This window comes from Bradyrhizobium sp. CCBAU 53338, from assembly GCF_015291665.1.
GTDB lineage: Bacteria > Pseudomonadota > Alphaproteobacteria > Rhizobiales > Xanthobacteraceae > Bradyrhizobium.
Map to the genome: position 1 here is coordinate 3,460,622 of NZ_CP030048.1, position 26,188 is coordinate 3,486,809.

The window sequence follows — 26,188 nt, forward strand, 5'->3', positions numbered from 1 at the left end:
CCCGGGGCACGAGACCCCCATCCTTAATCCGACCTTAAGCGACCTGCCGCATGATCGCTCGTGCTTGGGGGAATGAGCATGCGCGTGCGGCTGAAGGCGGATGGACGGATCGTTGAGGTGCGGGACGGGCAAGAGTTTCCCGTCCAGCCGGTCCAGCCTGCGGTCGAGGCGTCGCCGGCCGAGGCCGGCTCGCTCGCGGTGCGCGATTTGCGCCGGCGCGCCTGCCTCACCCAGATGGAGTTCGCCGCCAAGCTTGGCGTGCCTGTCGAGACCATCCGCAATTGGGAGCAGGGCAAGCGCGCCCCGCGCGGACCCGCCCGCGCGCTGCTGGCCGTGATCGCACATGCGCCCGACACGGTTTTCCAGGCACTCGCCAAGGCCTGACACCAAGGCCTCACCTTGCGAACCTCCCGTTAGCATTGCGGCTGAAGATCTGGTTTCGCGATCGGCCTCGTCCGTTGCACTCTGGCGGCCCGGGTCCATAATGATGCGAGAGGCTGCCGCAACAGAGAGGATTCCTCATGCGGTTCGTCGAGGCCAATGGCGCGAAGATTCCGGCGGTCGGGCTCGGGACCTGGGAGCTCAGCGGCCGGACCTGCGCCCGCGTGGTCGAGCAGGCGCTGCGACTCGGTTACCGCCACATCGACACCGCCCAAGTCTACGACAATGAACGCGAGGTCGGCGACGGCTTGCGCGCTTCCGGCGTGCGCCGCGACGACGTCTTCGTCACCACGAAGGTCTGGACCAACCATTTCGCGCCCCACGATCTCGAACGGTCGGTCAAGGAGAGCTTGGTTCGCCTAAGGCTTCCAGCCGTCGACCTCGTGCTGTTGCACTGGCCCAATCCGCACGTGCCGCTGGAGGAGACGCTGGGCGCGCTGGCGCATGCCAAGCGCATGGGCCTGACGCGCCACATCGGCGTCTCCAATTTCACGGTGGCGCTGATCGAGCAGGCGGTCGCTCTGTCGGGGGAGCCGCTGGTCTGCAACCAGGTCGAATATCATCCCTATCTCGACCAGACGAAGGTGAGGGCGGCCTGTGACCAGCACGGGATGGCGCTAGTTGCCTACAGTCCGATCGCCAAGGGGCGCATCAAGGCCGACCAGACGCTCGCGGCCATCGGTCGTGCCCATCACAAGACGCCGGCACAAATCTGCCTGCGCTGGCTGGTGCAACAGAATGTGCCGGCAATTCCCAGAACGTCGCGCATCGAGCGCCTGTCGGAAAACATCGAGATCTTCGATTTCGAGCTCTCCGACGAGGAGATGGGGCAGATCGCCGCGCTGGCGAGCCCCAAGGGCCGCCTGACCGATTTCGGCTTCGCGCCGAAATGGGATTGAGGGGGAACCCGGGTATGCTAGGAGCAAAGCGGCAACCCAAGATCGGGCGATGGAACCGCGGAAGATCATACGGCCTGATATTGCGGCGTCAGCGATCGCGCATCTGACGCTGGTGGCGCTGATCATCCTGATCAGCGAGGTCCATCCGTTTCATGCCGCGCCGGCCGAGACCGTTGCGGTCGATATCGTTACCCCGGAGGAGGTGAAGCAGGAGGAGGCCAAGGCGGAAGAGAAGGCCCGGGAGGAGGCGAGGGAGAAGCCGCCCGAACAGCTCCCCGAGTTCAAGCTGCCGAAGCTCGACTTCACCGACAAGGACAGGCTGGACACATCGCCCAAGCCTGCGCCGTCCGAAGAGAAGCCCGCGGAGAAGGCGCCACTGCAGCAGAGGCAGCAGCCTCGGCCGCCACAGGCGGCGAAGCCGCAAGAGGCCAACGCACAGTCTCAACCCCAGCAATCTCAACCGCAACAGCCACCGGCTGCGATGCCGCAGCCGCAGGCCGCGCCTCCGGCCTACAAGCAACCGGAGCCGGATGTCACCGTCAGATACCATGTGACGCTGGGCCTGCCGCCTGCATTGCCGCCCGCGCCGAAAGACGCTCCCAAGGATGATGGCGGCGATGCCAAGGACTCGATCGCAGCCAAGCTGCCGCCTGAGGTCATTGCCGAGCTTCGCCGTCACCTGAGGAGCTGCTCGAAACTGCCCGCGGGGGTCGCGCCGACCGATGCCGTGCGCATCAGGTTGCGGGCGGTGATGGCCACGGACGGTACGCTGGCGCGCGACCCGATCCTGATCGAGGCGCCGCCGTCCGCGAAGGGCGTCGCCATCGTGAAATCAGCGATCAGCGCGCTCCAGAATTGCCAGCCCTACAAGATGCTGCCAACGGACAAATACGCGGAATGGAGCGTGATGGACCTTTCCTTCACGCCGGGGGATTTCGGGTCGTAGCCGCGCGAACGGCCCGACGAGGCTGGGCAAGAATTGGGCGTTGGCGGCTTCAGGCTGGAACGAAGCGGCCAATTGGGAGCGGCGGCCGGATATTGGTCCAAAGTGCCTCTGGAGTGACCTGGATGTACTGCAGGAGGGCTGCGAGGATACCTCGGCAAATGACAAGCGTCTTTGCGAGCGCAGCCAGGAACCCGTCAAATCCAAGGATGTTGAGCGCACGGGTGAAATTGTAGCAGAGCGCCATCAGGCTCCATTCGCCGCGGACCTTGTCGAAGCCGCGGACCAGAAAATGACGATAGCCGGCACGGCATTTGAGCGTGCCAAACGGATGCTCGACAATCCCCGAACGACGGCGCATCAGCTCGCCCGCGCCCTGCATCCGTGCGCGGTGGCGTTCGAGAACATCTTCATGCTCCCAGCGACCAATGGTGCGGTAGGTGGTGGTTGGTGAGAGACAGCGGACCTTGAGCGGGCAGCTCCTGCAGGTCACTCCGCGGGCCGCGTAGCGGATCTCGACGCGGCCACTGACGTTCTTTTGCCTGCTCTTGAACGGATGCAGCAGCTGGCCCGCGGGACAGCGATAGGCGTCGATTGCGCCGTCATAGTTGAAGTCCTTGAGCGCGAAGCGGCCTTGCTTCTCGAGCCGCGCGTTAGCTTCGGGCAGCGGCACATAGGCGATGATGCCCTCGTCCTCGCAGGCCTTCAGTTCGACACTGCTGTAATAGCCCTCATCGGCCAGCGCCTGCAGTGTCTCGGCTCCAAGGGCCTCTTTGGCCGCCTTGGCCATCGCAGAGAGCTGTCGAACATCACTGCTGTCGTTGACCACCTCACTCGCGACAATGAGCTTGTGCTTGTCGTCAACCGCGGTCTGCACATTGTAGCCTGCAATGCCCTGACCGTTCTTGACCAGAAGCCGGGCATCCGGATCCGTCAGCGACATTTGTGTCTCGCCACTCTCTTCCAGCCGAGCCACATCGGCCTCGGCACGCGAACGCTTCGCCATCAACGCCGCGACCTTCGCACCGATATCGCCGCCATCTCCTCGGCCATCACCGCCCGCGCGATCCGTCCCCGGCTTCTTGGCCTCTGTTGCATCATTGTCTTCAAGAGACTTGCGGTAAGCCTCGATCTCCTGGTCCAGCCTTGCGATCTGCTCGCCAAGCCGCCTGCGCGTGAAGATGGAAGCCTTGCTGGCGTCGCCCTGGAACAGGGAACCATCAATCGCTACGATCGTGCCGCCGACAAGCCCAAGCTCCCGAGCCAGCAGCACGAAGCTCCGGTTCGTGGCCTTCAGCGCCTTCCAGTTCTCCTTGCGGAAGTTGGCAATCGTCCGATAACCCGGCTTCAGCCCCTTCAGCAGCCAGATCAGCTCCAGATTGCGGCCAGCTTCCCGCTCTAGCCGGCGCGACGACCTGACCTGGTTGATGTAGCCGTAAAGATAGAGCTTCAGCAGATCGGCAGGATCGTACGGCGGCTGCCCGACTTCTTCCGCGCCACGATCCGCGTGGCCGAAGCCAAGCTTTGCAAGATCGAGCGCGCAAACGAAGCCATCGATCGCTCGCACCGGATTGTCCGGCCCGACATAGTCCTCAATCCGCGCTGGCAGAAGACTGGGTTGCTCCCGGCTCTCGCCGGTCTTAAATATGCGATTCGCCATAAGACGAATCCTACATCAACTCTCAAAAAATCCCGTTCTTGCCCAGCCTCGACGGGCAAAACACCGCCGATGCTGTCAATCCGCGCCGGCGAAAATATTCCACTTTACCGAAATTCGGAAATAGCGTATGTGTCGCCCATCCCGGTTCATCCTTGAGGGGCGATCGTACGTCGTCACGAATTGCGAGCCGGAGTGCGGTGGACGCGGCAGCGTCGGCACGAGAGGGTGCGGGCAGGGCGGGTAGTCCCTGTGAGCCCGAAACCGCGTGCGGACGAACGGCGCTGTTCAGTTCGTCTCGCCAGCATTCTTGCGGCGCGTGTGCACACGTCTGCAAGACCCTGTGGCGGCAACGGACGCGCGTACGGCAAAACCGTGTGGTCCCGGCCGTCGTCGCTACGGTCAAGCCTGTCGCGGAGGTGTGGAGCGTCCAACCGGATCAACCACATCGTCAATTCGCGGGGCGAGGGAGGCCAGAAGGAATTCGGCTCCCGGGAGAGCGCGGCATAAGCCGTCAACCCATCGCGCAGGGAAGGCCGTGTGTTGGGCTTCACCTGTATGCCGCTGTGCGGTCTTTCACTGCGCTACATTCGCGCAGCGGACCGCGGGTGCCGCCGGCACCCGGCCTTCCCTGCACCCTCTTGGACAAGAGGGCGGAGAGAACGAGCAAAGCTCGGGCGAATTGCGTCGCGAGAGCGCGCAGGTGTGTCTGCGATTCGAAATGCAAAACTGCAGGAGCGATGCCGTTGCCTCGAACTTCGTCATTGCACGCAACGACGTTGTGGCGAGAGCCGGACTCAACGACCCCGCTTCAATCCCTCGTCACCCGCGACCACCTCCGGCGCCATCGCGGCCCATGCGCTCGACGCGAACTGCCGCCGCCAGGTCACGACCACCACCGCGGCCGTGGTCACGAACAGCACCCAGGGGCTGACGAACCAGCCGAGATAGCCGAGCGCGAAGAAGAAGGCGCGCTGGCCGCGGTTGAAATGGCGGCCGGCGGATTCGAACACGCGCGAGGTGCGGACGACATGGGCCTCGGCTTCCGCCGTGTCGCGCATGGAGGCCGGCGGCATGCCGCCGAACAGGATCGCGACGTAGTTGAACAGGCGGTATGCCCAGGCGAACTTGAAGAAGGCGTAGACGCAGATCAGCACCAGGCCGACGCATTTCAGCTCCCACAGCGCCGGCGAGGGGCTGAGGTCGATCGGCAGCTTGGCCAGAATGGCGATGGCGTCGTTGGTCGCATGCAGCAGCGCCAGCGCGCCGCCGAGCGCGAACAGGCTGGTGGAGGCGAAGAAGGCGGTGCCGTTCTGAAGCGAGGCCATGATCTGCATGTCGACCATGCGCGCCTCGCGGTCGAGCAGGCGGCGGACCCAGACCTCGCGGTAGCGGTTCATTCGCGCAGACAGGCTGTCGCGGCCATAGGCGGAGTGTTCGAGCGTGGCGGCATAGACCAGCCATTCGACGATGAAGAAGCCGACGGCGGTGATGTCGACCCAATGCCTGCTCATGTCTCTCTCCTCGCGGGCCACACGATTGCCACGCATGGTGGGGTGCGGCAACGATTGATTGGGGGCAGGCGATGGCGCTAAAAGCAGCCGCACAGACGGACTTAGGTAAGGACCAGCGACATGGCAGCGCTCAAGCTCGCGATCGGCAACAAGAACTACTCGTCATGGTCGATGCGGCCCTGGCTCGCGCTTCGCGCCAACGACATCCCGTTCGTGGAGACCGTGATCCCGCTCTACACCGACAATCCCGCGGACAAGGAGCAGATCCTGTCCTTCAGCCGTGCCGGCAAGGTCCCGGTGCTGGTCGACGGCGACATCACGGTGTGGGATTCGCTCAGCATCATCGAATACATCGCCGAACGCTATCCGGAGAAGAAGCTCTGGCCCGACGATGTCGCGGCCCGCGCCTTTGCCCGTTCGGTGTGCGCCGAGATGCATTCCGGTTTCATGGCCCTGCGCGGCGAATGCGGTATGAACCTGCACCGTCCGGTGCGGCCCGTGACGCTGTCGGCGGACGCCAGGGCCAATGTCGCGCGCGTGGAGGAGATCTGGCACACGTGCCGGACCCGTTACGGCGCCGGCGGGCCGTTCCTGTTCGGTCGCTTCGGAGCTGCGGATGCGATGTATGCCCCGGTCGTGCATCGCTTCCGCACCTATGCCATCGAGGTCACGCCGGAGACCAAGGCCTACATGGACACGATGATGGCAATGCCGGCGTTCCAGGAATGGACTCGCGACGGCATCGCCGAAACGCTCGTCATCGAAAAGTTCGAGAACGTGTAATCACGAATGTGATCGAGCGCGGCTTGACGCCATACCGGCTTGCGGCGCTCAATCCAAGGGAAGACGGGCTCTGGAGAGGGACGACGATGGGAATCCTGGACTCACTCGAAAACAATCCCGCACTGCGCAGCGCGCTCGGTCAGCTCGGCGCCGCGGTTCTGCCGGCCGTGCTGGGCGAGGTGATGGGCAGCAACAACCAGGGCGGCCTCGGTGCGATCGTTGCAAAGCTGCAGCAGGCGGGCTTCGGCGACCAGGTCAAGTCCTGGCTCGGTAACGGCCAGAACCTGCCGATCTCGGCCGACCAGCTTCGTGCCGTGCTCGGCAACGACACCGTCCGCCAGCTCGCCGCCCGCTACAACATCCCGGTCGACCAGCTCGGCGAGATCCTGGCGCAGGAGCTGCCCAAGGCCGTGGACCAGGCGAGCCCGGACGGCCATCTGCCTCACGGCGCCTGAGGGGGAGGTTCCGGCGGGCGTCGCCGGCCGCCCGGTTCCCCAGCTATCACCCTGAAAATATTGCGGGATTGGTGCGTTTGCGCTGGCTGCATACTGCTGGCCAAAACGCCGCATCGCGTGCTATAGGTCGCACCGGGTTTTCAGCCGGTCCGTCGCAGTGGGACCCTGGGCACGGCCGGCGCTGTTTGAGTGATGGAGATGGGCGTTGAAGCATAAATTCCCCGTGGGAACGCGCGTATTGTTCACTGCCAGCAACATCGCGCGCCCGGCTGCGAGTGGTTCGTACGAGGTCATTCGCCTGCTGCCGACGGAAGGCGACGACTGCCAGTACCGGATCAAGAGTTCGACCGAAGCCTTCGAACGGGTCGCCAAGGAAAGCCAGCTCGCGCTCTCGTAATGCGCTGACGGCAGCCGCGCGTTGACATCGCGGACGAATTTGCTCCGCCCGCCGTCAAATGGCCCGCTTCGCCTCGCCAAGGTGAGGTGGGGGCGGTTGCCGACTCGCGGTGCTCGCTTGACCATCAGCTCTCGCGTGGGGGGACATCGCGCATGAACTGGGCATGGGCCTCATCGCTCGACGAAATCTGGCGCTCGCCGGCCTTCCCGATGTGGATGACGCTGGCAGCTGGCGGCTTCTTCGGATTGATCCTGCTGATCACGCTGGTGCGTGCCGAGAAATCGGTCGCCAACGGGGCGCTGACCGTCATCACGCTGCTCTCGATCGGCATCGCGGTGGCCGCGACCATGCGCATCTATGGGCCGCTGGGGCACGATAACCCGATTGCGGAAGTTGGCACGCAAGCCACGGTGACAGCGAGCCTGCCGGCGCTGTCCTGCCTCGACGATCTCGCCGGTGACGCCGTCGCCGCTGGCTGCGAGAAGGCCCTGTTCGGTGCGCCCGATACCGCGGCTGCTGCGGTCGCCTATACGGCGGCCCGGATCGATCGGCTGACCGCGCTCGGCGATGCCGCGACCGCCGACAAGAGCATGACGCTCGACACCAAGGTGCTGCGCAAGTCGCTGGAGCATGATCGCTACGGCCTCGTGGCTCAGGTGCTGGTCGCGCGCGACGGCTGCACCCAGTTTGATTGCGCAGCGTTCCGCTCTCTGACGGACCAGCAGCAGGTTGCCGCCAACATGGACGCGCATCTCTATGATCAGCTGGTCGCGCGCTACGCGCCGACCTGGAATACGCCGGCCGCCGCGCCGGGAGCGCTGCCGCCCAACCCGATCGCTGCGTTACCGCCATCGATGCCGACGGGCCGGCCGACCAATGCCGAGTTCCCGAGCGCCTCGTCGACCCCGCCGGTGAGCATCATGACGCCGGAGCCGCCGACGGCAGCCACGCGGCCGCCGCCGGCCGCCAATGCGGCGGCGGCACCTGCGACGCCTCGTGCTCCGGCCGCGAAGAAGCCCCCGGCGCCGAAGGCTGCGCGCGCGCCTGTTGCTGCGCCGGTTCCGCTGACGCCACCGCCGGGCTCGGTGCCCGCGGCTGCGGATAACAACTAGTTCGGCTTTGAAAAGCTGCGCATGGCCCGCTAATGCTGGGCCATGCCACTCCATCTGATCAAGCTTGCCGTCGGCTGCGACTCCGTCAAGGAATTGAAGGGGTGGATCGCCGAACGGATGCAAACGGCCAAGAAAAAAGGCCTGCCGCAACACCACATCCACATCACCCGCATGGTGCCGAAGCGCGATGCCGAGATTCTGGCAGGCGGATCGCTCTATTGGGTCATCAAGGGCGAGATCGCCGCACGCGAGAAGATCATCGGCATCGAGCCGTTCCGCGACAAGGACGGCATCGGACGCTGCCGGATCGTCATGCAGCCGAAGGTGATCTCGGTGTCGCCGCGGCCGATGCGTCCGTTCCAGGGCTGGCGCTATCTCACCGACGATTCGGTGCCGCCCGATCTCGGCAAATCCGCCGCGGGCACGATCGCGGCGATGCCCGAGCCGATGCGGCGCGAGCTGCGCGATCTCGGGCTGCTCTGAACCGCGATATTGTCGATCAGCCGCGCAGCCGGCTAACCTTAACAAGCGGCGGTCGTGGACGCCATGCATCGACATCGGGCACAGCATTCCCGTGCTGCGATGATGTCGCGTGATCGTGGGCTGGATCACAGGCGCAATGTCGCGGCGCGATTCATGATGACCCATCATCGCACGGTGATTTCGTCATCCCGTCACGCATTTCACTTGACCGCAGACGCGGCCAACTCGAAGATATTGTTCAGGGGTGTCGAGGATCGCCATGCTCGTGCAGGCTAGCCAAAGCCAATCCGGCTCGGCGCATGTCGTCGTGCTCGGCAATGAAAAGGGCGGCTCCGGCAAATCGACCACCGCCCTGCACATCGCGGTTGCGCTCCTGAAGGCCGGCCAGCGCGTCGCCACCATCGACCTCGATTGCCGTCAGCAAAGCTTCACCCGCTACATCAACAACCGCTCGGCATGGGCGCGCCGCACCAAGGTCGATCTCGAGCTGCCGGTGCATCGCTGCATCAAACTCGGCGAGACCATGCAAATCGCCGACAACGAGAATTCCGAGTTCCAGCAGTTCATGGAGGCGGTCTCGGCGGTGGAGAGCAGTTTCGACTTCATCGTCATCGATACGCCCGGCACCGACAGCTATCTGATGCGGCTGGCCCATTCGATGGCCGACACGCTGGTTACGCCGATCAACGACAGCTTCCTCGATTTCGACGTGCTCGGCACCGTCGATCCCGCCAACTACGCCGTGACGGGGGAAAGCCACTACGCCGAGATGGTGCGCGACGTCAGGCGCAAGCGCCGCCAGCTCGACGGCTCGACCACCGACTGGATCGTGGTGCGCAACCGCCTGTCGATGCTCGGCTCGCGCAACAAGCAGCTCGTCGCCGAGGGGCTGAAGGACTTGTCGCTGCGGCTGGGCTTCCGCTACGTCGACGGTTTCGCCGAGCGCGTCGTCTATCGCGAGTTCTTCCCGCGCGGCCTGACGGCGCTTGACGAGATCGACGAGGCCACGCTCGGGATGCGGCCCAATCTCGGCCATCTCACTGCGCGGGAAGAGGTGACGAGCCTGCTGCGCCAGCTCAAGCTGCCGCTCGATGAGCGCGGCCGTCGACGTGCGGCAAATCGCGCGGAGTGGTTCAGCCAGGTCGACAAGCCGCTCGAGGTTCATGACATCCTCGGGGCCTAGGCGGTACGCTGCTACTTCCGGTCGATGATGGCGACCGGTCCTCGAGGGAACCCAACGCCGCCCCAAGTCGTTTTCCCCCGGCATTCACCGCAAAATTGAACCCGATCGTGACGGGTTGCGTCGGATGCTCATCTGCATCCGGACGTAGCGGTACCATAACAGGGTGCCCACCAAACGTGTGCGTCGCACAATGAAAGGGCTGCCGGATCACAATATTTAGCCTTCCTGTCACGCTGCTGTGACATATATTAGGGAATAGGCGACCAGGGGCCGGAGAGCCCCGGAAGAAACACGATTTTCAACAGGGATTCAGGCCGCAAGAGCCTGAGGCTGAGGACGAAAATGAAGCGTGGAATTGCCGTTCTGGTTTCTGTCGGAGCCCTCTGCGGCGTCGCCTATTTCACGGCGAGCAAGTGGGCCATCAAGCACGAGACCATCACCTTCTATGACGCCTCGCGCGACAATCGTCCCGTGCCTGTCGACATCGCCATCCGTCGCGACAAGGAAATGCAGGCCAACGCCGGCATGATCACCCTTCCGGTTGCCGTGATCAATCACGGCAACACCGTCAAGAACACCGAGTACGGCTTCCTCGCCAACATCTTCGCTGCGCGTGGTTATCTGGTCGTCAGCCCCCAGCACGATTTGCCGACCGACCCGCCGATGGTGACCAAGCCCGGCGAGCTCTATGTCGGCCGCCTGCCGCAGATCCTGCGCGGCGTCGCCAACATCCATCTGGCGATGCAGGAGATGAAGAAGGTTCAGCCCAACGCCGACTACTCCAAGGTGACGATGGTCGGTCATTCCATGGGCGGCGACATCACCATGTATTTCGCCAAGCAGTACCCGGATGAGGTCAAGAAGGTCGTCACGCTGGACAATCTCCGTGTGCCTTTCGTCACTGCGGGCAAGTTCAAGATCCTGTCGTTCCGTTCTCATGATCCGCAGTTCAAGACCGATCCAGGCGTGATCCCGACCGACGAGGAGTGCGAGAAGGCCGGTATTGAGGTTGTGAAGACCAACTTCCAGCACAACGACATGCGCGACACTGGCCCGGATGACGCCAAGAGCTCGATCCAGGGCATGCTCGATAAATTCCTGAGCGACACCGACAGTGCGATCGCACCGGTCGATACCCATTCTGCTCCGCCCAAGATCCTCGAGCCCGGCCCGGTCGCCCTGATGGCGCCAGCCAAGAGCTGATCTGAGAAGAGCTGACTCGCTCGACATAGCTCGAAATGCCTCTCAAAGCCTCCGCCGACACCGTCGGCGGAGGCTTTGCACATTGACCGGGCAGGGCGCGCTATCCACATTGGTGGCGTGACACCGAGTGTGATCCCAGATGTCCGGCGACCCCATCAAACCGCGCAATAGCGATGCCGTGTCGGCGAGAGCCGAAGGTGACGGCGCACTGCCGCAGGCAAAGACCTCGACCGCGGAGGACGTCGCCGCCTTCGTCGCCAAGGCGCATGCGCTGTCGCCGCATGCACCCGGTGCGAAAGGCCGCTTGATCTTCGCGCTGGATGCGACGATGAGCCGGCAGCCGACCTGGGACATGGCCTGCGCGCTTCAGGTCGACATGTTTCGCGAGGCCGCAGCGCTCGGCAGCCTCGACATCCGGCTCGTCTATTATCGCGGCTTCAACGAATGTCGAGCGACGGGATGGATTTCGGACAGCGGCAAGCTTGCGACGCTGATGAGCAAGATCGATTGCCGCGGCGGCGACACCCAGATCGGCAGGGTGCTGACCGATGCGCGGCGTGAGGCGGTCGCATCGGGCGTGCGTGCCGTGGTCTTCGTCGGCGACGCCATGGAAGAGAAGGTCGATGCGCTCTGCGCCAAGGCCGGCGAACTCGGCATGCTGAAAGTGCCGGTGTTCCTGTTTCAGGAAGGTCATGATGTGGTCGCCGAACACGCGTTTCGCGAAATCGCACGTCTGACGGGCGGCGCCTGGTGCCGGTTCGATCCGGGCGCGGCGGCGCAGCTGCGCGAGCTGTTGCGCGCCGCCGCGGCCTACGCTGCCGGCGGTCGCGAGGCGCTGTTGAAATTGGCGAAGACGGCGAACGGCGCGGCGCAACTGATCGGGCAGATGAAGTAGTGCGTCAAGCCGGCGCGGCCTGCGCCGGAGGCTGAGCCGCAACCGGCGGCAGCAGGCGTCCCTGCACAATCGAGCGACTCGGCCCGCGCGAAAATCCAACGCAGCGCGAAGAGAGCAATCAGCGCAGCCCAGACGACGGAGGCGAGACCGAGAATGATTTCACCGACGATGGCGGGCAAGTGCCAGACCTGGTGCGCAGCGCGCCAGGCAAGGCCAAGACCTGCAAGGCCAAGCACGATACCGAAGAACGCGGCCGGTACTATCGGTGGCTTGAACACGTTGCTCATCGTTCCCTCGAAATCCTCACCATCACCCCTGCGATAATGATGCGACCTCCGCTACCGCCGACAGTGACGGAATTGAACCTCTCGTGTCGCCTTCCGATCGTGGACTGATGGAAGGACAACATGCTTTTTGACAAGAGGGCGACTATATTCCGGCCATGACCCTGATCGCCGGCGTTGTGGCCGTTATCACGCTTTATCTGTTGCTCCAGATGTTCCGCGCCGCGAATCCGGCGGCGTTGGCGCGGGCCATCAAGGTCGGCGGCGGCGTGGTCGCGCTCGCAGTGGCCGCCTTCACCGGATTGAGGGGCGAACTGGCGGTCGCGATCCCGCTCGGAATATTCGGGGCGGGATTGCTCGGCTGGACGCCGCTCGCGAATGCGGGGTTCGGGAATATGGGGGGGCTGTTTGGCGGTGGCGCAACGCGCCCGTCCGGCCAGAGTTCGCGCGTGCGCTCGCAATTCCTGGACATGCGGCTCGATCACGAGTCAGGCCAGCTCTCGGGCGAGATCGTCGCCGGACCTTACGCCGGACGCAGCCTCGACGAGTTCGATCTCGCTAGCCTGCTGGCGATGGTCCCGGCGTTCGACGCCGAGAGCGTGGCCCTACTCGAAAGCTATCTGGACCGCCGGTTTCCCGCCTGGCGTCAGAACGCGCAAGGCAACGCGGCAGGGGGGCAACGCCGCACGACGGCGAGCGGCAAAATGACGGCGGAGGAAGCCTATCAGATCCTTGGCTTGCAGCCGGGAGCGGGGCGCGACGACATCAGCCGGGCGCACAAATCCCTCATGAAGAAACTGCATCCCGACCAGGGGGGCTCGACGTACCTCGCTGCCCGGGTAAACGAGGCCAAGGATACTCTGCTTCGTACGCATAACGGCTAACTCCGGCACCACGCCACAAACGCCCGTACCGTGTAAGCTCCGCTTGCTCCGTTTGCCGTCGCCCGATGCCCGCCATTGTCGGCGTGGTCGATCCCTTGAGCAAAGTTTTAACCGTAAATTCTTGACGAGAGGTTGTCGCGGAACAGCTTCCCGCGCCACCGCATCCCCGAAACAAAAATGCCCGCGCAAGGCGCGGGCATTTCGGTTTGGAAAGGCCGGGAGAGCTCAGTTGCGGACGGTCATGCAGGAGATGTCGGCGCGCTTCAGCGTCCGGCACACTGCCTCGGCCTGGTCCCGCTCGAGGCCGGCGAAGCGGGCGCGGTAGAGCTTGCGATTGTCCCTGGCGACGACAGGCTCCGTGAACGGGTCGGCCTTGCTAAGCAGGCCTCGGGCCGAACTGCGGGCGGTTTCGATGCGCTGCTGGGCCTCGCTCTCGCTCTCGAGCGCGCCAACCTGGACGATCCAGCCGCTATGGGTAACAGCGGGCCTGGTTGTGGCGCTCATCTGGAGCGGCTGCGGTGCCGGATCGGCCGAGGCAAGCCTGGCGACGGGAGCGGGCGCCGGGGAAGCGGCCGTGGCCGCCGGGAGCACCCCGAGGATGCCCTTGCCGGTGCCGAAGCCTGCGGGCTGCTGCGGCATTTCGGACGGGGCGGGCTCCGACCTGTTGATGACGTCGGCCCGGGCGACGACGGCGCCGGAGGTCTCGGCGACGTCGTTGCGGGGTGAAATCGTGTTGGTGACCTGCGGGGCGACCTGGGTCGGTGCGGCGGAGGCAACCTTCACTGCGCCGGCCTTGACCTGAACCGTCTTGACCCGGACCGGCTTCATCGGCTCGGACGAACCCGGAATGAGGGAGAGCGGCTGGCTCGAGATCACGCCATTGGTCAGCGGCGCGGGTTCGATCCTGGACTCCATCGGCTTGGCTTCAGGCTTGGGCTGGACCGGCGGCATCGCGGCCGTCGCGGCGGCAAGGGTCGCCAGGCGCGAGGGACGCGGCGCGGCTGCCTCGGGGGAAGGAGCGGCCGCGACCTGAACCGGCTGAGCGGGGCGGGCTGGGATATCCGACGCATCGGCGACGTCGGTGTTGGCGTCGGCGCTATTACGCTCGGTCACCGCGGCGACGGTGTGGGTGGTCGCACCCTTCTCGAGGTTCTCCGCGAGCAGGTTGCGCATGATGGCATCGCGCGAGCCGCCGCTGCGGCCGCCCAGCACCACGCCGATCAAATGGCGGTTGCCGCGGCGCAACGAGGTCACCAGGTTGAAGCCTGAGGCGCGCGTGTAGCCGGTCTTGATGCCGTCCACGCCCTCGACGCTGCCGAGCAGGTGATTGTGGTTGCGGATCTGCTCACCGCGCCAGGTGAAGGAGGTGGTCGAGAAATAGCGATAATAGCGCGGGAAGCGCTCCTGGATGGCGCGGCCGAGCGTGGCCTGGTCGCGAGCGGTGGTGACCTGTTCGTCGTTCGGCAGTCCATTGGCGTTGCGATAGACCGTCTTGGACATGCCGAGCGCGCGCGCCTTGCGCGTCATCATCGCGGCGAAATCGTCCTCGTCGCCGGCGATCGCTTCCGCGATCACCACGGCCGCGTCGTTGGCCGAGCGGGTGACGAGGCCCTTGATCGCGTCTTCCACGCGGATGGTCTGGCCGGCATGCAGATTGAGCTTGGTCGGATCCTGGTCGGCGGCGTGCTGGGACACCGGCATCTCGGTGTCGAGCTTCATCTTGCCGGACTCCAGGCGCTCGAACAGAAGATAGAGCGTCATGATCTTGGTGAGCGAAGCGGGATGGCGCAGCCCGTCGGGGTTGTTCGACTGGAGCACCGCGCCGGAATTGCCGTCGACGATGATCGACGCGAATTTCGGGCTGGAGCTCTCGGACGCTTCGCGCTGCACCCGGTGGTGTGCGTAATGGCGCCGATGGCGCCGCGCGTCGGCTGCATCGGTCGTGAAGATGACGGCAGTTGTGACCGTGAGAAGCCCGAAAACGCCGACCCGCGCCAAGCGCGAGGAAGACCAGTTGTTACGAAGCATGGAACCCCGTCCCCGTTTGTGACTTGATCACCGGCTCGTGAGGCGAAATTGTGCCCTGCGGACCCGGGATCATTACCTGCTCATGCTGTCCCTCCGCTGGTGCTCACTGCGGGGGACGTTGGGCCTGAGCCGCTGTTCTGGCTAAGGTGATGTTCTCAAACGGCTTTTGACCGTCTGCGGAAGGTGAACACGTCCAGGGAATCAGGGTAGGGTGCCGCGGTTTCCAAAAGCTTAAGGAACCCTTGCGGGAAAGCCCGGGAATCTCCGTAACTTGCATCGATTTTTGTGCGTCGCACAAGATTCTTGACTTTTTTGTGCGTTGCACTAATTGTGGGCAGAGTCAGGGAGCCGGGGCTTCCGGACACGAGCCAGGGAAAAGGATTTCAAGATGTTCAAGGTTGAAGACTTCCAGAACTACGGGAAAGAGCATTTCGAGACGTGCGTTGCGTCCGCGACCTCGGTGCAGCATGGCCTCCAGGCGATCGCCAGCGCTTATGGCGACTACACCAAGAAGTCCTTTGAAGACACCAAGTCGTTCGTCGAGAAGCTTTCCGGCGTGAAGTCGCTGGACAAGGCGATGGAAGCCCAGACCGACTTCGCCCGCTCCGCCTACGAGACCTTCGTCGCGGAATCGCAGAAGATCGCCGGCCTCTACAGCGACCTCGCCAAGCAGGCGTTCAAGCCGGTCGAGACGGTCGTGTCGAAGTTCACGCCGGCCGCGCAGTAATTTCTAAACTCCTGGAATCAAAAAGCCCGGCTGAATCAGCCGGGCTTTTTTTCGTTTGTTGCGATGGCTTCGATCAGCGTGCCACGCGCAGCTTCGACAGCGATGTGCCGATGCTCTGGAAAACCGAGACGGTCTGGTTGGCCGACGTGATCAGGAAGAACTTGTCGGTGCTGCTCGCGCAATATTGCATCACGCTCGAGGTCGGATCGGAGCCGGTGTTGACCTGCACCGTGTAGATCGTGATGCCCTGGGCCTTGATGTTGTCGCACAGGATCTTCTGCCGTGCGTCGATCGAGCCGTTGAACTGGGTGTTGCCGTTGCCGTAGGCCGGCCAACGATCTTCGGTGTTGAGGCCGTCCGACAGCAGGATGATCGCCTGCTTGTAGGTGTAGTTGCTGTCGAGCGCAGGCGCATTCATCGGCGAACTTTGCTGAAGCGTCATCCACGCCCATGCCAGTCCGATCGGTTGGTTGGTACCGCCGGTGGGCTGCATGTTGTTGATCGTCGTCTTGATCGACGTCCAGTCGTAGCTCAGCGGCATGATCGGCTGAAGCTGGGGGCTGTTGCCGGTCTTGCAGTAATATTCGCCGTTTTCATAATACTCTTCGGCCGGGAACAGGGTCGCGACGTTGCTTGTCGTCGGCGTGGTGCTCTGCGTGTCGTAGGGCTGGGTGCGGTCGGTCACGCAGCCGGTCCAGGTGTTGTGGTTGGCCGGCGTCCAGGTCGAACTGGTGCATTGGCCCCAACTGTTGCGCGCAGTGCAGGTGCTGGTGCCGTTCGCAGAATTCCAGTCCGTCCAGTCGAGCCATGACTGGCTGTAATTGGTGCTGCCGACATTGACGTCCTTGGCGAAGGGGACGACCGAGATGTAGATGTCGCCATTGGTCTTCGCGAGCGTGCTGAGCTGGTCGACCAGGTTGCTGGCGGCGGTGCGCAGGGCGCCGATCTTCCCGCTCTGGGCCATCGAGCCGGTGTTGTCGAGTGCCATGGCGACGCGCATCCGCGTCATGCCCCAGGCACTGGTGGACGACGTGTTGATGTCGAGCGTCGGGTAGCCGGCAATCTTCATGAAGGTGGTCGTGAAGTTGCCGTCACCGGTGACCTGGATGGTCGAGCCCATGGACGTGCTCGCGGTGTAGGTCGCGTTAACCGTGACGTTCGGCAGTGCCGAGGTGTCGGTGAACAGCGCGTTGAAATAGGCGGTCGCCTTCGTGCTGATCTGCGCCGTTGTGATGGCGCCTGATGACAAGTCCTTGGACAGCATCAGCGCGGTCGAGTCGAGCGCTGCCTGCATCGAGGAGCGGGCCTGCACGGCGCGACTGTAGTCGACGGCCGCGCCGACGAAGCCCAGGATCGGGACCAGCGCGATGGCAAAGATCACGGCAATGTTGCCTTGCTCGGCCCCGGCGAAGCGGGCGAGCTGTCGTCTGGTGCGGCTGACAGCGGGCAAGCAAGACATGGCGATCCCCGAGATCTGTGATTTTGCCCGATTTCACGCCACATCTTTCAACGGCGGGTAAATTGGGCCGTAGAAAAACGGAGGAATCTCGCGCCGAACCGCCCCGGCCATGTCCGTGTCGGGTTCCTGGTCAACACGGTCTGAACAGGCTGACCGGAAATTTTTGTCAAATCGGTCCGGATTGATTAACCTTGATCAGGATCGCCCGGACCGGGAATCGGGACCGCCGCGGCCGCATTGGCTGGACCTTTGCACGCTTGCGACGAGCCGGGGGCAGGCCCATATTCCCACTAATCGATCCGGTGCCGACCGGACCGATGGGAAGCGGCGATCCAACAAGGCGGCGCGCCAGTGCGAGGTCCCGTAAGGTGGGGCTGCGCGGCAGACTGTCATACGCTTCCGTGGGGAATTTGAACGCCTGAGCCATGCCGCAATTGTCTTCCAGACTCGACCTGTCCGCGGCCGCCGCCGCCCACGCTCCCCGGATGAGCAATGACGAGAACCGTTCCGGAGGCCCGGCGGGTCCGAACACGTCGGTCATCACCAAGGTCAAACCGAAGACCAAGCGGCCGAACCTCTACCGTGTGCTGATCCTCAACGACGACTACACGCCGATGGAATTCGTCGTCCACGTGCTGGAGAAGTTCTTCCAGAAGGACGTCGAGGCAGCGACCAAGATCATGCTGCATGTCCACCATCACGGCATCGGCGAGTGCGGCGTGTTCACCTACGAGATTGCCGAGACCAAGGTGACGCAGGTGATGGACTTTGCCCGCAAGCATCAACACCCGCTGCAATGCGTGATGGAAAAGAAGTAGGGCACGACAAGGCACCTTCGAAGCCGCCCCTTGCGCATGGCACAGTGTGATCGTCGCGTGATCTGTTGGCGTGGCGTCGATGACCATCGGCAAAACTACGGAAATCCGCGCCGGCGAGAATCCGTCTGGGAATCCTGCCCAAATCGGAACGGGTTTTGCATCGAAAATACCGCAGGTGTGTCGCTGCCGAGTCGCGGAACCGGTCTTTCGCCGCGATCTTGTATAACTATATGTGACAAAGGTTGTTGTTGCCTGACCGGGCGATGACGATCATGATGGTGGGGGCCATAGAGGACGCGAATGCCGACTTTTTCCCAAAGCCTTGAACAATCCCTGCATCGTGCGCTGGCGATCGCCAACGAGCGTCATCACCAATACGCGACGCTCGAGCATCTCCTGCTTTCCTTGATCGACGATTCCGACGCAGCCGCCGTGATGCGCGCCTGTAGCGTCGATCTCGACAAGCTGCGCACGAGCCTCGTCAATTATCTTGAAACCGAATTCGAGAATCTGGTGACGGACGGCGCCGATGACGCCAAGCCGACCGCCGGTTTCCAGCGCGTGATCCAGCGCGCGGTGATCCATGTGCAGTCATCCGGTCGCGAAGAGGTGACCGGTGCGAACGTGCTGATCGCGATCTTCGCCGAGCGCGAAAGCCATGCCGCGTACTTCCTGCAAGAGCAGGACATGACGCGCTATGACGCCGTCAATTACATCAGCCACGGCATTGCCAAGCGGCCGGGCGTCTCCGAGGCACGACCCGTGCGCGGTGTCGACGAGGAGACCGAGACCAAGGGCAACGAGGACGCCAAGAAGAAGGGCGAGGCGCTCGAGACCTATTGCGTCAACCTCAACAAGAAGGCGCGTGACGGCAAGATCGATCCGGTGATCGGGCGCAATTCCGAGATCAACCGCGCGATCCAGGTGCTGTGCCGCCGGCAGAAGAACAATCCGTTGTTCGTGGGTGAGGCCGGCGTCGGCAAGACCGCGATCGCGGAGGGCCTCGCCAAGCGCATCGTCGACAGTGAAGTGCCGGAGGTTCTGGCGGCTGCGACCGTGTTCTCGCTGGACATGGGCACGCTGCTCGCGGGCACGCGCTATCGCGGCGACTTCGAAGAGCGTCTCAAGCAGGTGCTCAAGGAGCTCGAGGCGCATCCCAACGCCATCCTGTTCATCGACGAGATCCACACCGTGATCGGTGCGGGCGCGACGTCGGGCGGGGCGATGGATGCTTCGAACCTGCTCAAGCCGGCGCTCGCCTCGGGCACGATCCGCTGCATGGGCTCGACCACCTACAAGGAATACCGCCAGCACTTCGAGAAGGACCGCGCGCTGGTGCGGCGTTTCCAGAAGATCGACATCAACGAGCCGACGGTCGAGGACGCCATCGCGATTCTCAAGGGCCTCAAGCCCTACTTCGAGGACTACCACCGGCTGAAATACACCAATGAGGCGATCGAGGCTGCGGTGCAACTGTCCTCGCGCTACATCCACGACCGCAAGCTGCCCGACAAGGCGATCGACGTGATCGACGAATCCGGCGCGGCGCAGATGCTGGTCGCCGAGAACAAGCGCAAGAAGACGATCGGCATCAAGGAGATCGAGACCACGATCGCCTCGATGGCGCGGATCCCGCCGAAGAGCGTGTCGAAGGACGATGCCGAGGTGCTCAAGCATCTCGAGCAGACCCTGAAGCGCACGGTGTTCGGCCAGGACAAGGCGATCGAGTCGCTTGCGGCATCGATCAAACTGGCGCGTGCCGGCTTGCGCGAGCCGGAGAAGCCGATCGGCTGCTATTTGTTCTCGGGCCCGACCGGCGTCGGCAAGACCGAGGTCGCGAAGCAACTGGCGGCGACACTCGGCGTCGAGTTGCTGCGCTTCGATATGTCCGAATACATGGAGCGGCACACCGTGTCGCGCCTGATCGGTGCGCCCCCCGGCTATGTCGGCTTCGACCAGGGCGGCTTGTTGACCGACGGCGTCGATCAGCATCCGCATTGCGTTGTGCTGCTCGACGAAATCGAGAAGGCGCATCCCGACCTCTACAACGTGCTGCTCCAGATCATGGACCACGGCCGGCTCACCGACCACAACGGCAAGCAGGTCAACTTCCGCAACGTGATCCTGATCATGACCACGAATGCGGGCGCGGCGGATCTTGCCAAGCAGGCGTTCGGCTTCACGCGTTCGAAGCGGGAAGGCGACGATCACGAGGCGATCAACCGGCAGTTCGCGCCGGAATTCCGCAACCGCCTCGATGCCATCGTCTCGTTCGGCCATCTCAGCGTCGAGGTGATCGGCACCGTGGTCGAGAAGTTCGTGCTTCAGCTCGAGGCGCAACTCGGCGACCGCGACGTCACCATCGAGCTGTCTGAGCCCGCCAAGACCTGGCTGGTCCAGCACGGCTATGACGAGCAGATGGGTGCTCGGCCGATGGCTCGCGTGATCCAGGAGCACATCAAGAAGCCGCTGGCTGACGAAGTGCTGTTCGGCAAGCTCAAGGGTGGCGGCCACGTCCGCGTCGTCCTGGTCAAGGACGAGGCCGACGAGACCAAGGACAAGATCGGTTTCGAGTTCGTCGAAGGCCCGGTCACGCCGAAGCAGGAAAAGCTGCCCGGCACCCGCAAGCGCCCGCCGGGCAAGCCCAACAAGCCGGGCGGCCCCGGCGGCTCCAAGGGGCCGACCTCGAAGGGCCCGCTGGTCAAGGCTTGATCCGCGCTTCATGAATCTAAAAAGGCCGGCTGAAGAGCCGGCCTTTTTGTTCATGCCCTGTCATAAACTGAGGACGCTATTCGCCCCGCAGGCGCTGGTCGTCCTGCACGCGGACATGTTCGGCGCCGCGCGCACCCGCGGGCGACAGCCGCAGCATGCTCAGCATCGCGCCGCAGAGGGCAAATCCGACGCCGGTGAGAAGCGCGATCCGCGTTCCCTCAACCGGGTAGCGGCCGAGGAAGAGCGCGACCAGCGCCGCGCCCGTGGTTTGGCCGAGCAGGCGCGCCGTGCCCAGCATGCCGCTCGCGCCGCCGGCGCGGTCGCGCGGGGCGGCCGCGATCATGGTGCGATTATTGGGGGTCTGGAATAGACCAAAGCCGAAGCCTGCCAGGGCCATTCGCCAGACCACGTCGAGCGGCGTCGGGCTCACAGGCAGGAAAGCGAGCGAGGCAAGGCCACAGGCGAACAGCGTCAGCCCGACGCCGCCGAGCAGGCCGGCCGGATAGCGATCGACCAGGCGGCCGGCGAGGGGCGCTGCGCACGCCACCGCGATCGGCCACGGCGTGATCAGCAGGCCCATATGCACGGCCGAATAGCCGAAGCGGCTCTGGAGGTAGAAGGGGATCGCGACGAAGGCCAGCATCTGCCCGCAGAACGAGGCGATCGAGGTCGCAATCGACAAGCCGAACACCGGAATGCGCAGCAGGTCGACCGGCAGCAGCGGCGACTTCATGTGCGTTTCGCGATAAATGAGCAGTGCGCCGGCGACGATCGCGATCGCGAACTGAACCAGGCAGGTGACGGCCGCCTCGCCATGACCGACACTGTCGATCGCGGCGATGCCGACGCCAAAGGTGATTGCCGAGAGCCCCGCGCTCTGCCAGTCGAAGGAATGGCTGGCAGCTGTCGTATGTGGCAGGCTGCGTAGGCCGAACACGAGCGTGATCACGCCGAGTGGCACGTTGATGGCGAACAGCCAGGGCCAACTGCCGACGGCGAGGATGCCGGCGGCGAGCGTAGGGCCGATAGCGGCGGAGAAGGCGACGACGAGCGCATTGAGGCCGATGCCGCGGCCGAGCAGGCTGCGCGGATAGGTGAAGCGGACCAGCGCCGAATTGACGCTCATGATGCCGGCCGCGCCAAACCCCTGGATGATGCGTGCGATCGTGAGCAGCGGCAGCGTATGTGCCAGCGCGCAGAAGGCGGATGCGAGCGTGAACAGCACGAGTCCGACCAGATAGACGCGGCGATAACCTACGATCTCGCCGAGCGAAGCCAGCGGCAAGAGCGAGATCGTGATTGCAAGCTGATAGCCGTTGACGATCCAGATCGAAAAGGCCGGGCTCGCATTCAGGTCGGTTGCGATCGTCGGCAGCGCGACATTGGCGATGGCGCTGTCCACGACGGCCATGGTGATGCCGAGCGCAATCGTCAGGATTGCCTGGTTGCGCTGTGGCTGCGGCAGGCCGTCGGCATGCTCGATTAGGACAGACATGGTCAAAGCGCGCTTGATTCGAGCCGTGAGTATCCCCTCGATTAGGAAATTGCTTCGACCATCGCAACCCGGCAGGACACCGGCGGTTCCTGTGCCTTACGCAGGTCGCCCGGCGCTCCGGGCATGGATCGGCGCGCAGTTCGTGCGCTCACCAGCGCGCGGTCGCCTTGCCGTAGATGTAGAGCGCGACCAGGCCGAGTGTCACGACCGTCGAGAAGATCAGGATGCGGCGATCCCAATCGATCCGCGTCCGCTCAGCGCGGTCGAGATTGAGGGCCGTGAACAGGGCTTTCATGGCAAATCGGCGCATCGGGCTGCCTCGCCGGCGGCACGATGCCACGATCTGCATGGGCCGGATTGATGCAGCTCAAGCCAGCCCTTGCGGGCGCGGTCAATCACACCGGCGGTGGATTGCGGTCGGAGAAAGTGCCGCGCTGGTGCCAGTACGGATAGGGCAATGTCACCTTGCTCGCGGCATCGAGCTTGTTGATCTGGTCCTTCGACAGCGACCAGCCGACCGCCCCCAGATTTTCGCGCAGTTGCGCTTCGTTGCGCGCGCCGATGATCAGCGTCGAAACGGTCGGACGCTGGAGCAACCAGTTCAGGGCGATCTGCGAGACGCTCTTTCCGGTCTCCTTGGCGACCTCGTCGATGGCGTCGACGACGCGATAGACGTGTTCGTCGGGCACGGGTGGTCCGAAATCGGCAGTCTGCGGCAGGCGGCTCACTTCAGGCTTTGGCTGGTCGCGGCGGATCTTTCCGGTGAGGCGGCCCCACCCGAGCGGCGACCAGACCACGGCGCCAAGTCCCTGGTCGAGACCGAGCGGCATCAGCTCCCACTCATAGTCGCGCCCGACCAGCGAATAATAGGTCTGGTTGGCGACATAGCGCGGGAAGCCGTGCTTGTCGGCAACGCCGAGCGATTTCATCAGGTGCCAGCCCGAGAAATTCGAGACGCCGACATAGCGGATCTTGCCGGCGCGCACGAGCACGTCGAGAGTGGCAAGCACCTCCTCGGGCGGCGTCATGGCGTCGAAGCCATGGAGTTGGAACAGATCGATATGGTCGGTGCCGAGCCGCTTCAGCGAGCCGTCGATCGCCGCGAGCAGATGCTGCCGCGACGAGCCGATGTCGTTGAGGCCGTCGCCGAAGCGGAAGGTGGCCTTGGTCGAGACCAGCACCTTGTCGCGGCGGCCCTTGATGGCTTCGCCGAGGACGCGCTCGGATTCGCCGAGCGAATAGACGTCGGCCGTGTCGAACATCGACACGCCGGCTTCCAGGCAAATGTCGAGAAGGCGCCGCGCTTCGGTCGCGTCGGTCGTCCCCCATGCCGCGAGGCGACCAACACCGCCGAAGGTGCCCGTGCCAAGGCTCAAAGCGGGCACCATGAGGCCGGACCGGCCCAAGCGTCGGTATTCCATCGAACTGCTCCTCGTGGCCGGCGGTTGATTGGCGCGACCTTGGATGCCGATCGTAATGCAAGCAAGCGCCTTGTCCTATTGCGTGCTGACATACCCGCCTTGCTCGGGAATGGCCTGGTCGTGCAGACGCATGTCGTCGAAGGCTGCATCCTGCGACGCGCGAGTACCTTCGCCTGAGGCAAAGGCTCCAAAGGTGGCTGGCCGGACTGGATGTCAGTGCCGCAATTGGCTCTGCCTGAAGTCGCGCGGTGACATCCCGAAATGCTCACGGAAGACGCGGCCGAAATGCGAGACGTCGTTGAAGCCCCAGGCAAACGCGATCTCGCTCACGTGGCGATGAGCGAGCAGGGGCGAGGCGAGGTCGCGCTTGCATTGCGCCAGGCGCACGGCAAGCACATGGCGCTGGAACGAGGTGTCCTCGTCGGCGAGGAGATCGTTGACATAGCGCGAGGAGATGCCGAGCGCTGTGGCGGTCTCAGCCAGCGAGAGATCGGGATCGGCGAGGCGCGCACGGACATGCGCCTTGAGCCGGTAGAGCAGGGCGGAGCGATGAGTCGAGGACGGCAGCGATGTCGAGCCGAGCCGCTCGCTCAGTGCCATCGCCAGCAAGTCGACAGCCTGCTCGGACAACGCGGCGGCGCTGTTCGGAGCCAGCCGGTCCGCGCTCTGGCAGAGCCTGAAGATGAAATCATAGGCCAAGCGCTCGACCGGCATGTCGGCCCCGAATGTGATCGCGGTGAGTGTCTCGGTGCCGCCGAGCCGCCGCTGCAGCATCTCGCGGGGCACCTTGAAGATGGTCTGCGAGAACGAGTCCTTGAATTTCAGCTCATAGGGACGCGTAGTGTCGTAGAGCGCGAACTCGCCGGGATGGATCACGGTGTCGCGACCGTCCTGCACCACACCGCCATCGCCGCGATTGCCGAGCGCGACCAGAACATAATCCTGATCCGAGCGGGCGATGCGCGAGGGCGTGCGGAAGACGTGCTGGCGGTCGGAGCACACTTCGGAGCAGACGGCCTTGCCGAGCGGGGCTTGCGTGACCGAGCCATGAAAGGCGCTGCCGAGGTCGGACTTGCAGTCCAGCCCGACGAAGACGTCGCAGACGATATCCTGCCAGAGGGCGAGCCGCCGATAGCCGGGGCTGCCGTCGGTCGTGAACTGGATTGTCATCGGCAGGCCTCCCTTTCACCTCGGGCAAAACCGCATGGTGGCGCAGATCCAGCCTGACCGCAGGCAAGTTCCGTACCGGGGCGCGATCCCCTCCAGTCGAGTTTTTGTTCCGCCGTGGTCGAGCGCGCGGCCGCCCGGCTTGGCCCAATAGACTGCATCGGACGCGGTCTTGGATCAACCGGCAATGGAGGCGGCAATGGGCATCGAACATCCGAAATACAAGGTCGCGGTGGTGCAGGCGGCACCCGCCTGGCTCGATCTCGACGCGTCGATCGACAAGTCGATCGCGCTGATCAGGGAAGCCGCCGAGAAGGGTGCCAAGCTGATCGCGTTTCCGGAGGCTTTCATCCCCGGCTACCCCTGGCATATCTGGATGGACTCGCCGGCCTGGGCGATCGGCCGCGGCTTCGTGCAGCGCTATTTCGACAATTCGCTGTCCTATGACAGCCCGCAGGCCGAGCGGCTGCGCGAGGCCGTGCGCAAGGCCAAGCTCACGGCCGTGATCGGACTGTCCGAGCGCGACGGCGGCAGCCTTTATCTGGCGCAATGGCTGATCGGCCCCGACGGCGAGACCATCGCCAAGCGTCGCAAATTGCGGCCGACCCATGCCGAACGCACGGTCTATGGCGAAGGCGACGGCAGCGATCTCGCGGTCCATGCCCGGCCCGACATCGGCCGCATCGGTGCGCTGTGCTGCTGGGAGCATCTCCAGCCGCTGTCGAAATACGCGATGTACGCCCAGAACGAGCAGGTGCACGTGGCGGCGTGGCCGAGCTTCTCGCTGTACGATCCTTTCGCGCCGGCATTGGGGGCCGAGGTTAACAACGCCGCCTCCCGCGTCTACGCGGTCGAGGGCTCCTGCTTCGTGCTCGCGCCTTGCGCGACGGTGTCGCAGTCGATGATCGACGAGCTTTGCGACCGGCCCGACAAGAATGCGCTGCTGCATGTCGGCGGTGGTTTCGCCGCCATCTATGGACCCGACGGCAGCCAGATCGGCGACAAGCTCGCGCCGGACCAGGAGGGCCTGCTGATCGCCGAGATCGACCTCGGCGCCATCGGCGTCGCAAAGAACGCAGCCGATCCAGCCGGGCATTATTCGCGGCCCGACGTCACGCGTTTGCTGCTCAACAAGAAGCCCTACAAGCGGGTCGAGCAGTTCGCGCTGCCGGTCGACACCGTCGAGCCTGCCGACATTGGCGCGGCGGCGAGTTGATCACCGAGATCG

At 64.2% G+C, this 26,188-nt stretch carries 25 protein-coding genes; 16 read left to right on the forward strand and 9 right to left on the reverse strand.

Annotated features, from left to right (window positions below; genetic code table 11):
• Positions 1 to 72 precede the first annotated feature (72 nt).
• The 3 genes from XH90_RS16130 (at position 73) to XH90_RS16140 (ending at position 2,286) form a co-directional block, all read left to right on the forward strand.
• Entirely contained in the window at positions 73 to 384 is a 312-nt protein-coding gene (locus XH90_RS16130) for a DNA-binding transcriptional regulator (protein ID WP_194482366.1), read from the forward strand.
• A gap of 137 nt (positions 385 to 521) precedes the next feature.
• Complete coding sequence (locus XH90_RS16135; RefSeq protein WP_194482367.1) at positions 522 to 1,340, forward strand: aldo/keto reductase; 819 nt, start codon at positions 522 to 524, stop codon at positions 1,338 to 1,340.
• A gap of 49 nt (positions 1,341 to 1,389) precedes the next feature.
• A complete protein-coding gene (locus XH90_RS16140; protein WP_194482368.1) occupies positions 1,390 to 2,286 on the forward strand; it encodes a hypothetical protein in 897 nt (298 codons plus the stop codon).
• A gap of 49 nt (positions 2,287 to 2,335) precedes the next feature.
• Here XH90_RS16140 and XH90_RS16145 read toward each other — a convergent pair whose 3' ends face one another.
• Together XH90_RS16145 and XH90_RS16150 are read right to left on the reverse strand one after the other, a co-directional pair.
• Positions 2,336 to 3,943 carry an IS1182 family transposase gene (locus XH90_RS16145; protein ID WP_194476866.1) on the reverse strand — a complete coding sequence of 536 codons (1,608 nt, stop codon included), beginning with the start codon at positions 3,941 to 3,943 and terminating at the stop codon, positions 2,336 to 2,338.
• A gap of 794 nt (positions 3,944 to 4,737) precedes the next feature.
• Positions 4,738 to 5,454: a DUF599 domain-containing protein gene (locus XH90_RS16150; protein ID WP_194482369.1), complete on the reverse strand. Its 717-nt coding sequence runs from the start codon at positions 5,452 to 5,454 to the stop codon at positions 4,738 to 4,740.
• 120 nt (positions 5,455 to 5,574) lie between these two features.
• On the opposite strand from XH90_RS16150, the gene XH90_RS16155 reads away from it, so the two are divergent.
• The 8 genes from XH90_RS16155 to XH90_RS16190 all read left to right on the forward strand — a co-directional run bounded on the left by XH90_RS16155 (position 5,575) and on the right by XH90_RS16190 (position 11,965).
• Positions 5,575 to 6,237, forward strand: coding sequence for a glutathione S-transferase family protein (locus XH90_RS16155; RefSeq protein ID WP_194482370.1), 663 nt, complete (start codon positions 5,575 to 5,577; stop codon positions 6,235 to 6,237).
• An 86-nt stretch (positions 6,238 to 6,323) separates the two neighbouring features.
• The gene (locus XH90_RS16160) at positions 6,324 to 6,692 is read left to right on the forward strand and encodes a YidB family protein (protein WP_194482371.1); all 369 of its coding nucleotides are present in this window, start codon (positions 6,324 to 6,326) and stop codon (positions 6,690 to 6,692) included.
• 205 nt (positions 6,693 to 6,897) lie between these two features.
• The gene (locus XH90_RS16165) at positions 6,898 to 7,089 is read left to right on the forward strand and encodes a hypothetical protein (protein WP_080137309.1); all 192 of its coding nucleotides are present in this window, start codon (positions 6,898 to 6,900) and stop codon (positions 7,087 to 7,089) included.
• 152 nt (positions 7,090 to 7,241) lie between these two features.
• Positions 7,242 to 8,201 carry a hypothetical protein gene (locus XH90_RS16170; protein ID WP_194482372.1) on the forward strand — a complete coding sequence of 320 codons (960 nt, stop codon included), beginning with the start codon at positions 7,242 to 7,244 and terminating at the stop codon, positions 8,199 to 8,201.
• A 42-nt stretch (positions 8,202 to 8,243) separates the two neighbouring features.
• Positions 8,244 to 8,684, forward strand: a complete 441-nt coding sequence (locus XH90_RS16175) for a DUF1489 family protein (protein WP_194482373.1) — start codon at positions 8,244 to 8,246, stop codon at positions 8,682 to 8,684.
• 259 nt (positions 8,685 to 8,943) lie between these two features.
• A complete protein-coding gene (locus XH90_RS16180) occupies positions 8,944 to 9,867 on the forward strand; it encodes a division plane positioning ATPase MipZ (RefSeq protein WP_194482374.1) in 924 nt (307 codons plus the stop codon).
• Between the two features lie 342 nt (positions 9,868 to 10,209).
• Positions 10,210 to 11,070, forward strand: coding sequence for an alpha/beta fold hydrolase (locus tag XH90_RS16185; protein WP_194482375.1), 861 nt, complete (start codon positions 10,210 to 10,212; stop codon positions 11,068 to 11,070).
• Positions 11,071 to 11,209: 139 nt separating this feature from the next.
• Complete coding sequence (locus tag XH90_RS16190) at positions 11,210 to 11,965, forward strand: VWA domain-containing protein (protein WP_194482376.1); 756 nt, start codon at positions 11,210 to 11,212, stop codon at positions 11,963 to 11,965.
• Here the strand turns inward: XH90_RS16190 and XH90_RS39060 are convergent.
• The gene (locus tag XH90_RS39060) at positions 11,881 to 12,252 is read right to left on the reverse strand and encodes a hypothetical protein (RefSeq protein WP_246755835.1); all 372 of its coding nucleotides are present in this window, start codon (positions 12,250 to 12,252) and stop codon (positions 11,881 to 11,883) included. The genes XH90_RS16190 and XH90_RS39060 overlap by 85 nt on opposite strands.
• 155 nt (positions 12,253 to 12,407) lie before the next feature.
• On the opposite strand from XH90_RS39060, the gene XH90_RS16200 reads away from it, so the two are divergent.
• Positions 12,408 to 13,133 carry a DnaJ domain-containing protein gene (locus tag XH90_RS16200; protein WP_194482377.1) on the forward strand — a complete coding sequence of 242 codons (726 nt, stop codon included), beginning with the start codon at positions 12,408 to 12,410 and terminating at the stop codon, positions 13,131 to 13,133.
• A gap of 225 nt (positions 13,134 to 13,358) precedes the next feature.
• Here the strand turns inward: XH90_RS16200 and XH90_RS16205 are convergent, their stop codons facing one another.
• Entirely contained in the window at positions 13,359 to 15,161 is a 1,803-nt protein-coding gene (locus XH90_RS16205; RefSeq protein ID WP_194482378.1) for a serine hydrolase, read from the reverse strand.
• A 388-nt stretch (positions 15,162 to 15,549) separates the two neighbouring features.
• Between XH90_RS16205 and XH90_RS16210 the strand changes: the two genes are divergently transcribed.
• Positions 15,550 to 15,888, forward strand: coding sequence for a phasin family protein (locus tag XH90_RS16210; protein ID WP_148754857.1), 339 nt, complete (start codon positions 15,550 to 15,552; stop codon positions 15,886 to 15,888).
• Positions 15,889 to 15,961: 73 nt separating this feature from the next.
• Here XH90_RS16210 and XH90_RS16215 read toward each other — a convergent pair whose 3' ends face one another.
• On the reverse strand, positions 15,962 to 17,347 hold the full coding sequence (locus XH90_RS16215) for a pilus assembly protein (protein WP_194482379.1): 1,386 nt from the start codon (positions 17,345 to 17,347) through the stop codon (positions 15,962 to 15,964).
• A gap of 485 nt (positions 17,348 to 17,832) precedes the next feature.
• On the opposite strand from XH90_RS16215, the gene clpS reads away from it, so the two are divergent.
• On the forward strand, positions 17,833 to 18,165 hold the full coding sequence (gene clpS, locus XH90_RS16220) for an ATP-dependent Clp protease adapter ClpS (protein ID WP_027530069.1): 333 nt from the start codon (positions 17,833 to 17,835) through the stop codon (positions 18,163 to 18,165).
• A 300-nt stretch (positions 18,166 to 18,465) separates the two neighbouring features.
• Positions 18,466 to 20,877 carry an ATP-dependent Clp protease ATP-binding subunit ClpA gene (clpA, locus tag XH90_RS16225; protein WP_194482380.1) on the forward strand — a complete coding sequence of 804 codons (2,412 nt, stop codon included), beginning with the start codon at positions 18,466 to 18,468 and terminating at the stop codon, positions 20,875 to 20,877.
• A 76-nt stretch (positions 20,878 to 20,953) separates the two neighbouring features.
• Here clpA and XH90_RS16230 read toward each other — a convergent pair whose 3' ends face one another.
• The 4 genes from XH90_RS16230 to XH90_RS16245 form a co-directional block, all read right to left on the reverse strand.
• Positions 20,954 to 22,372 (reverse strand): MFS transporter, encoded by a 1,419-nt coding sequence (locus XH90_RS16230; protein ID WP_194482381.1) that lies wholly within the window; start codon positions 22,370 to 22,372, stop codon positions 20,954 to 20,956.
• A 148-nt stretch (positions 22,373 to 22,520) separates the two neighbouring features.
• Entirely contained in the window at positions 22,521 to 22,682 is a 162-nt protein-coding gene (locus tag XH90_RS16235) for a hypothetical protein (RefSeq protein WP_194482382.1), read from the reverse strand.
• Positions 22,683 to 22,767: 85 nt separating this feature from the next.
• Positions 22,768 to 23,793: an aldo/keto reductase gene (locus XH90_RS16240; protein WP_194482383.1), complete on the reverse strand. Its 1,026-nt coding sequence runs from the start codon at positions 23,791 to 23,793 to the stop codon at positions 22,768 to 22,770.
• 213 nt (positions 23,794 to 24,006) lie between these two features.
• Entirely contained in the window at positions 24,007 to 24,963 is a 957-nt protein-coding gene (locus XH90_RS16245; protein WP_194482384.1) for a helix-turn-helix domain-containing protein, read from the reverse strand.
• A 196-nt stretch (positions 24,964 to 25,159) separates the two neighbouring features.
• Between XH90_RS16245 and XH90_RS16250 the strand changes: the two genes are divergently transcribed.
• Positions 25,160 to 26,176, forward strand: a complete 1,017-nt coding sequence (locus XH90_RS16250) for a carbon-nitrogen hydrolase family protein (RefSeq protein ID WP_194482385.1) — start codon at positions 25,160 to 25,162, stop codon at positions 26,174 to 26,176.
• Positions 26,177 to 26,188 lie beyond the last annotated feature (12 nt).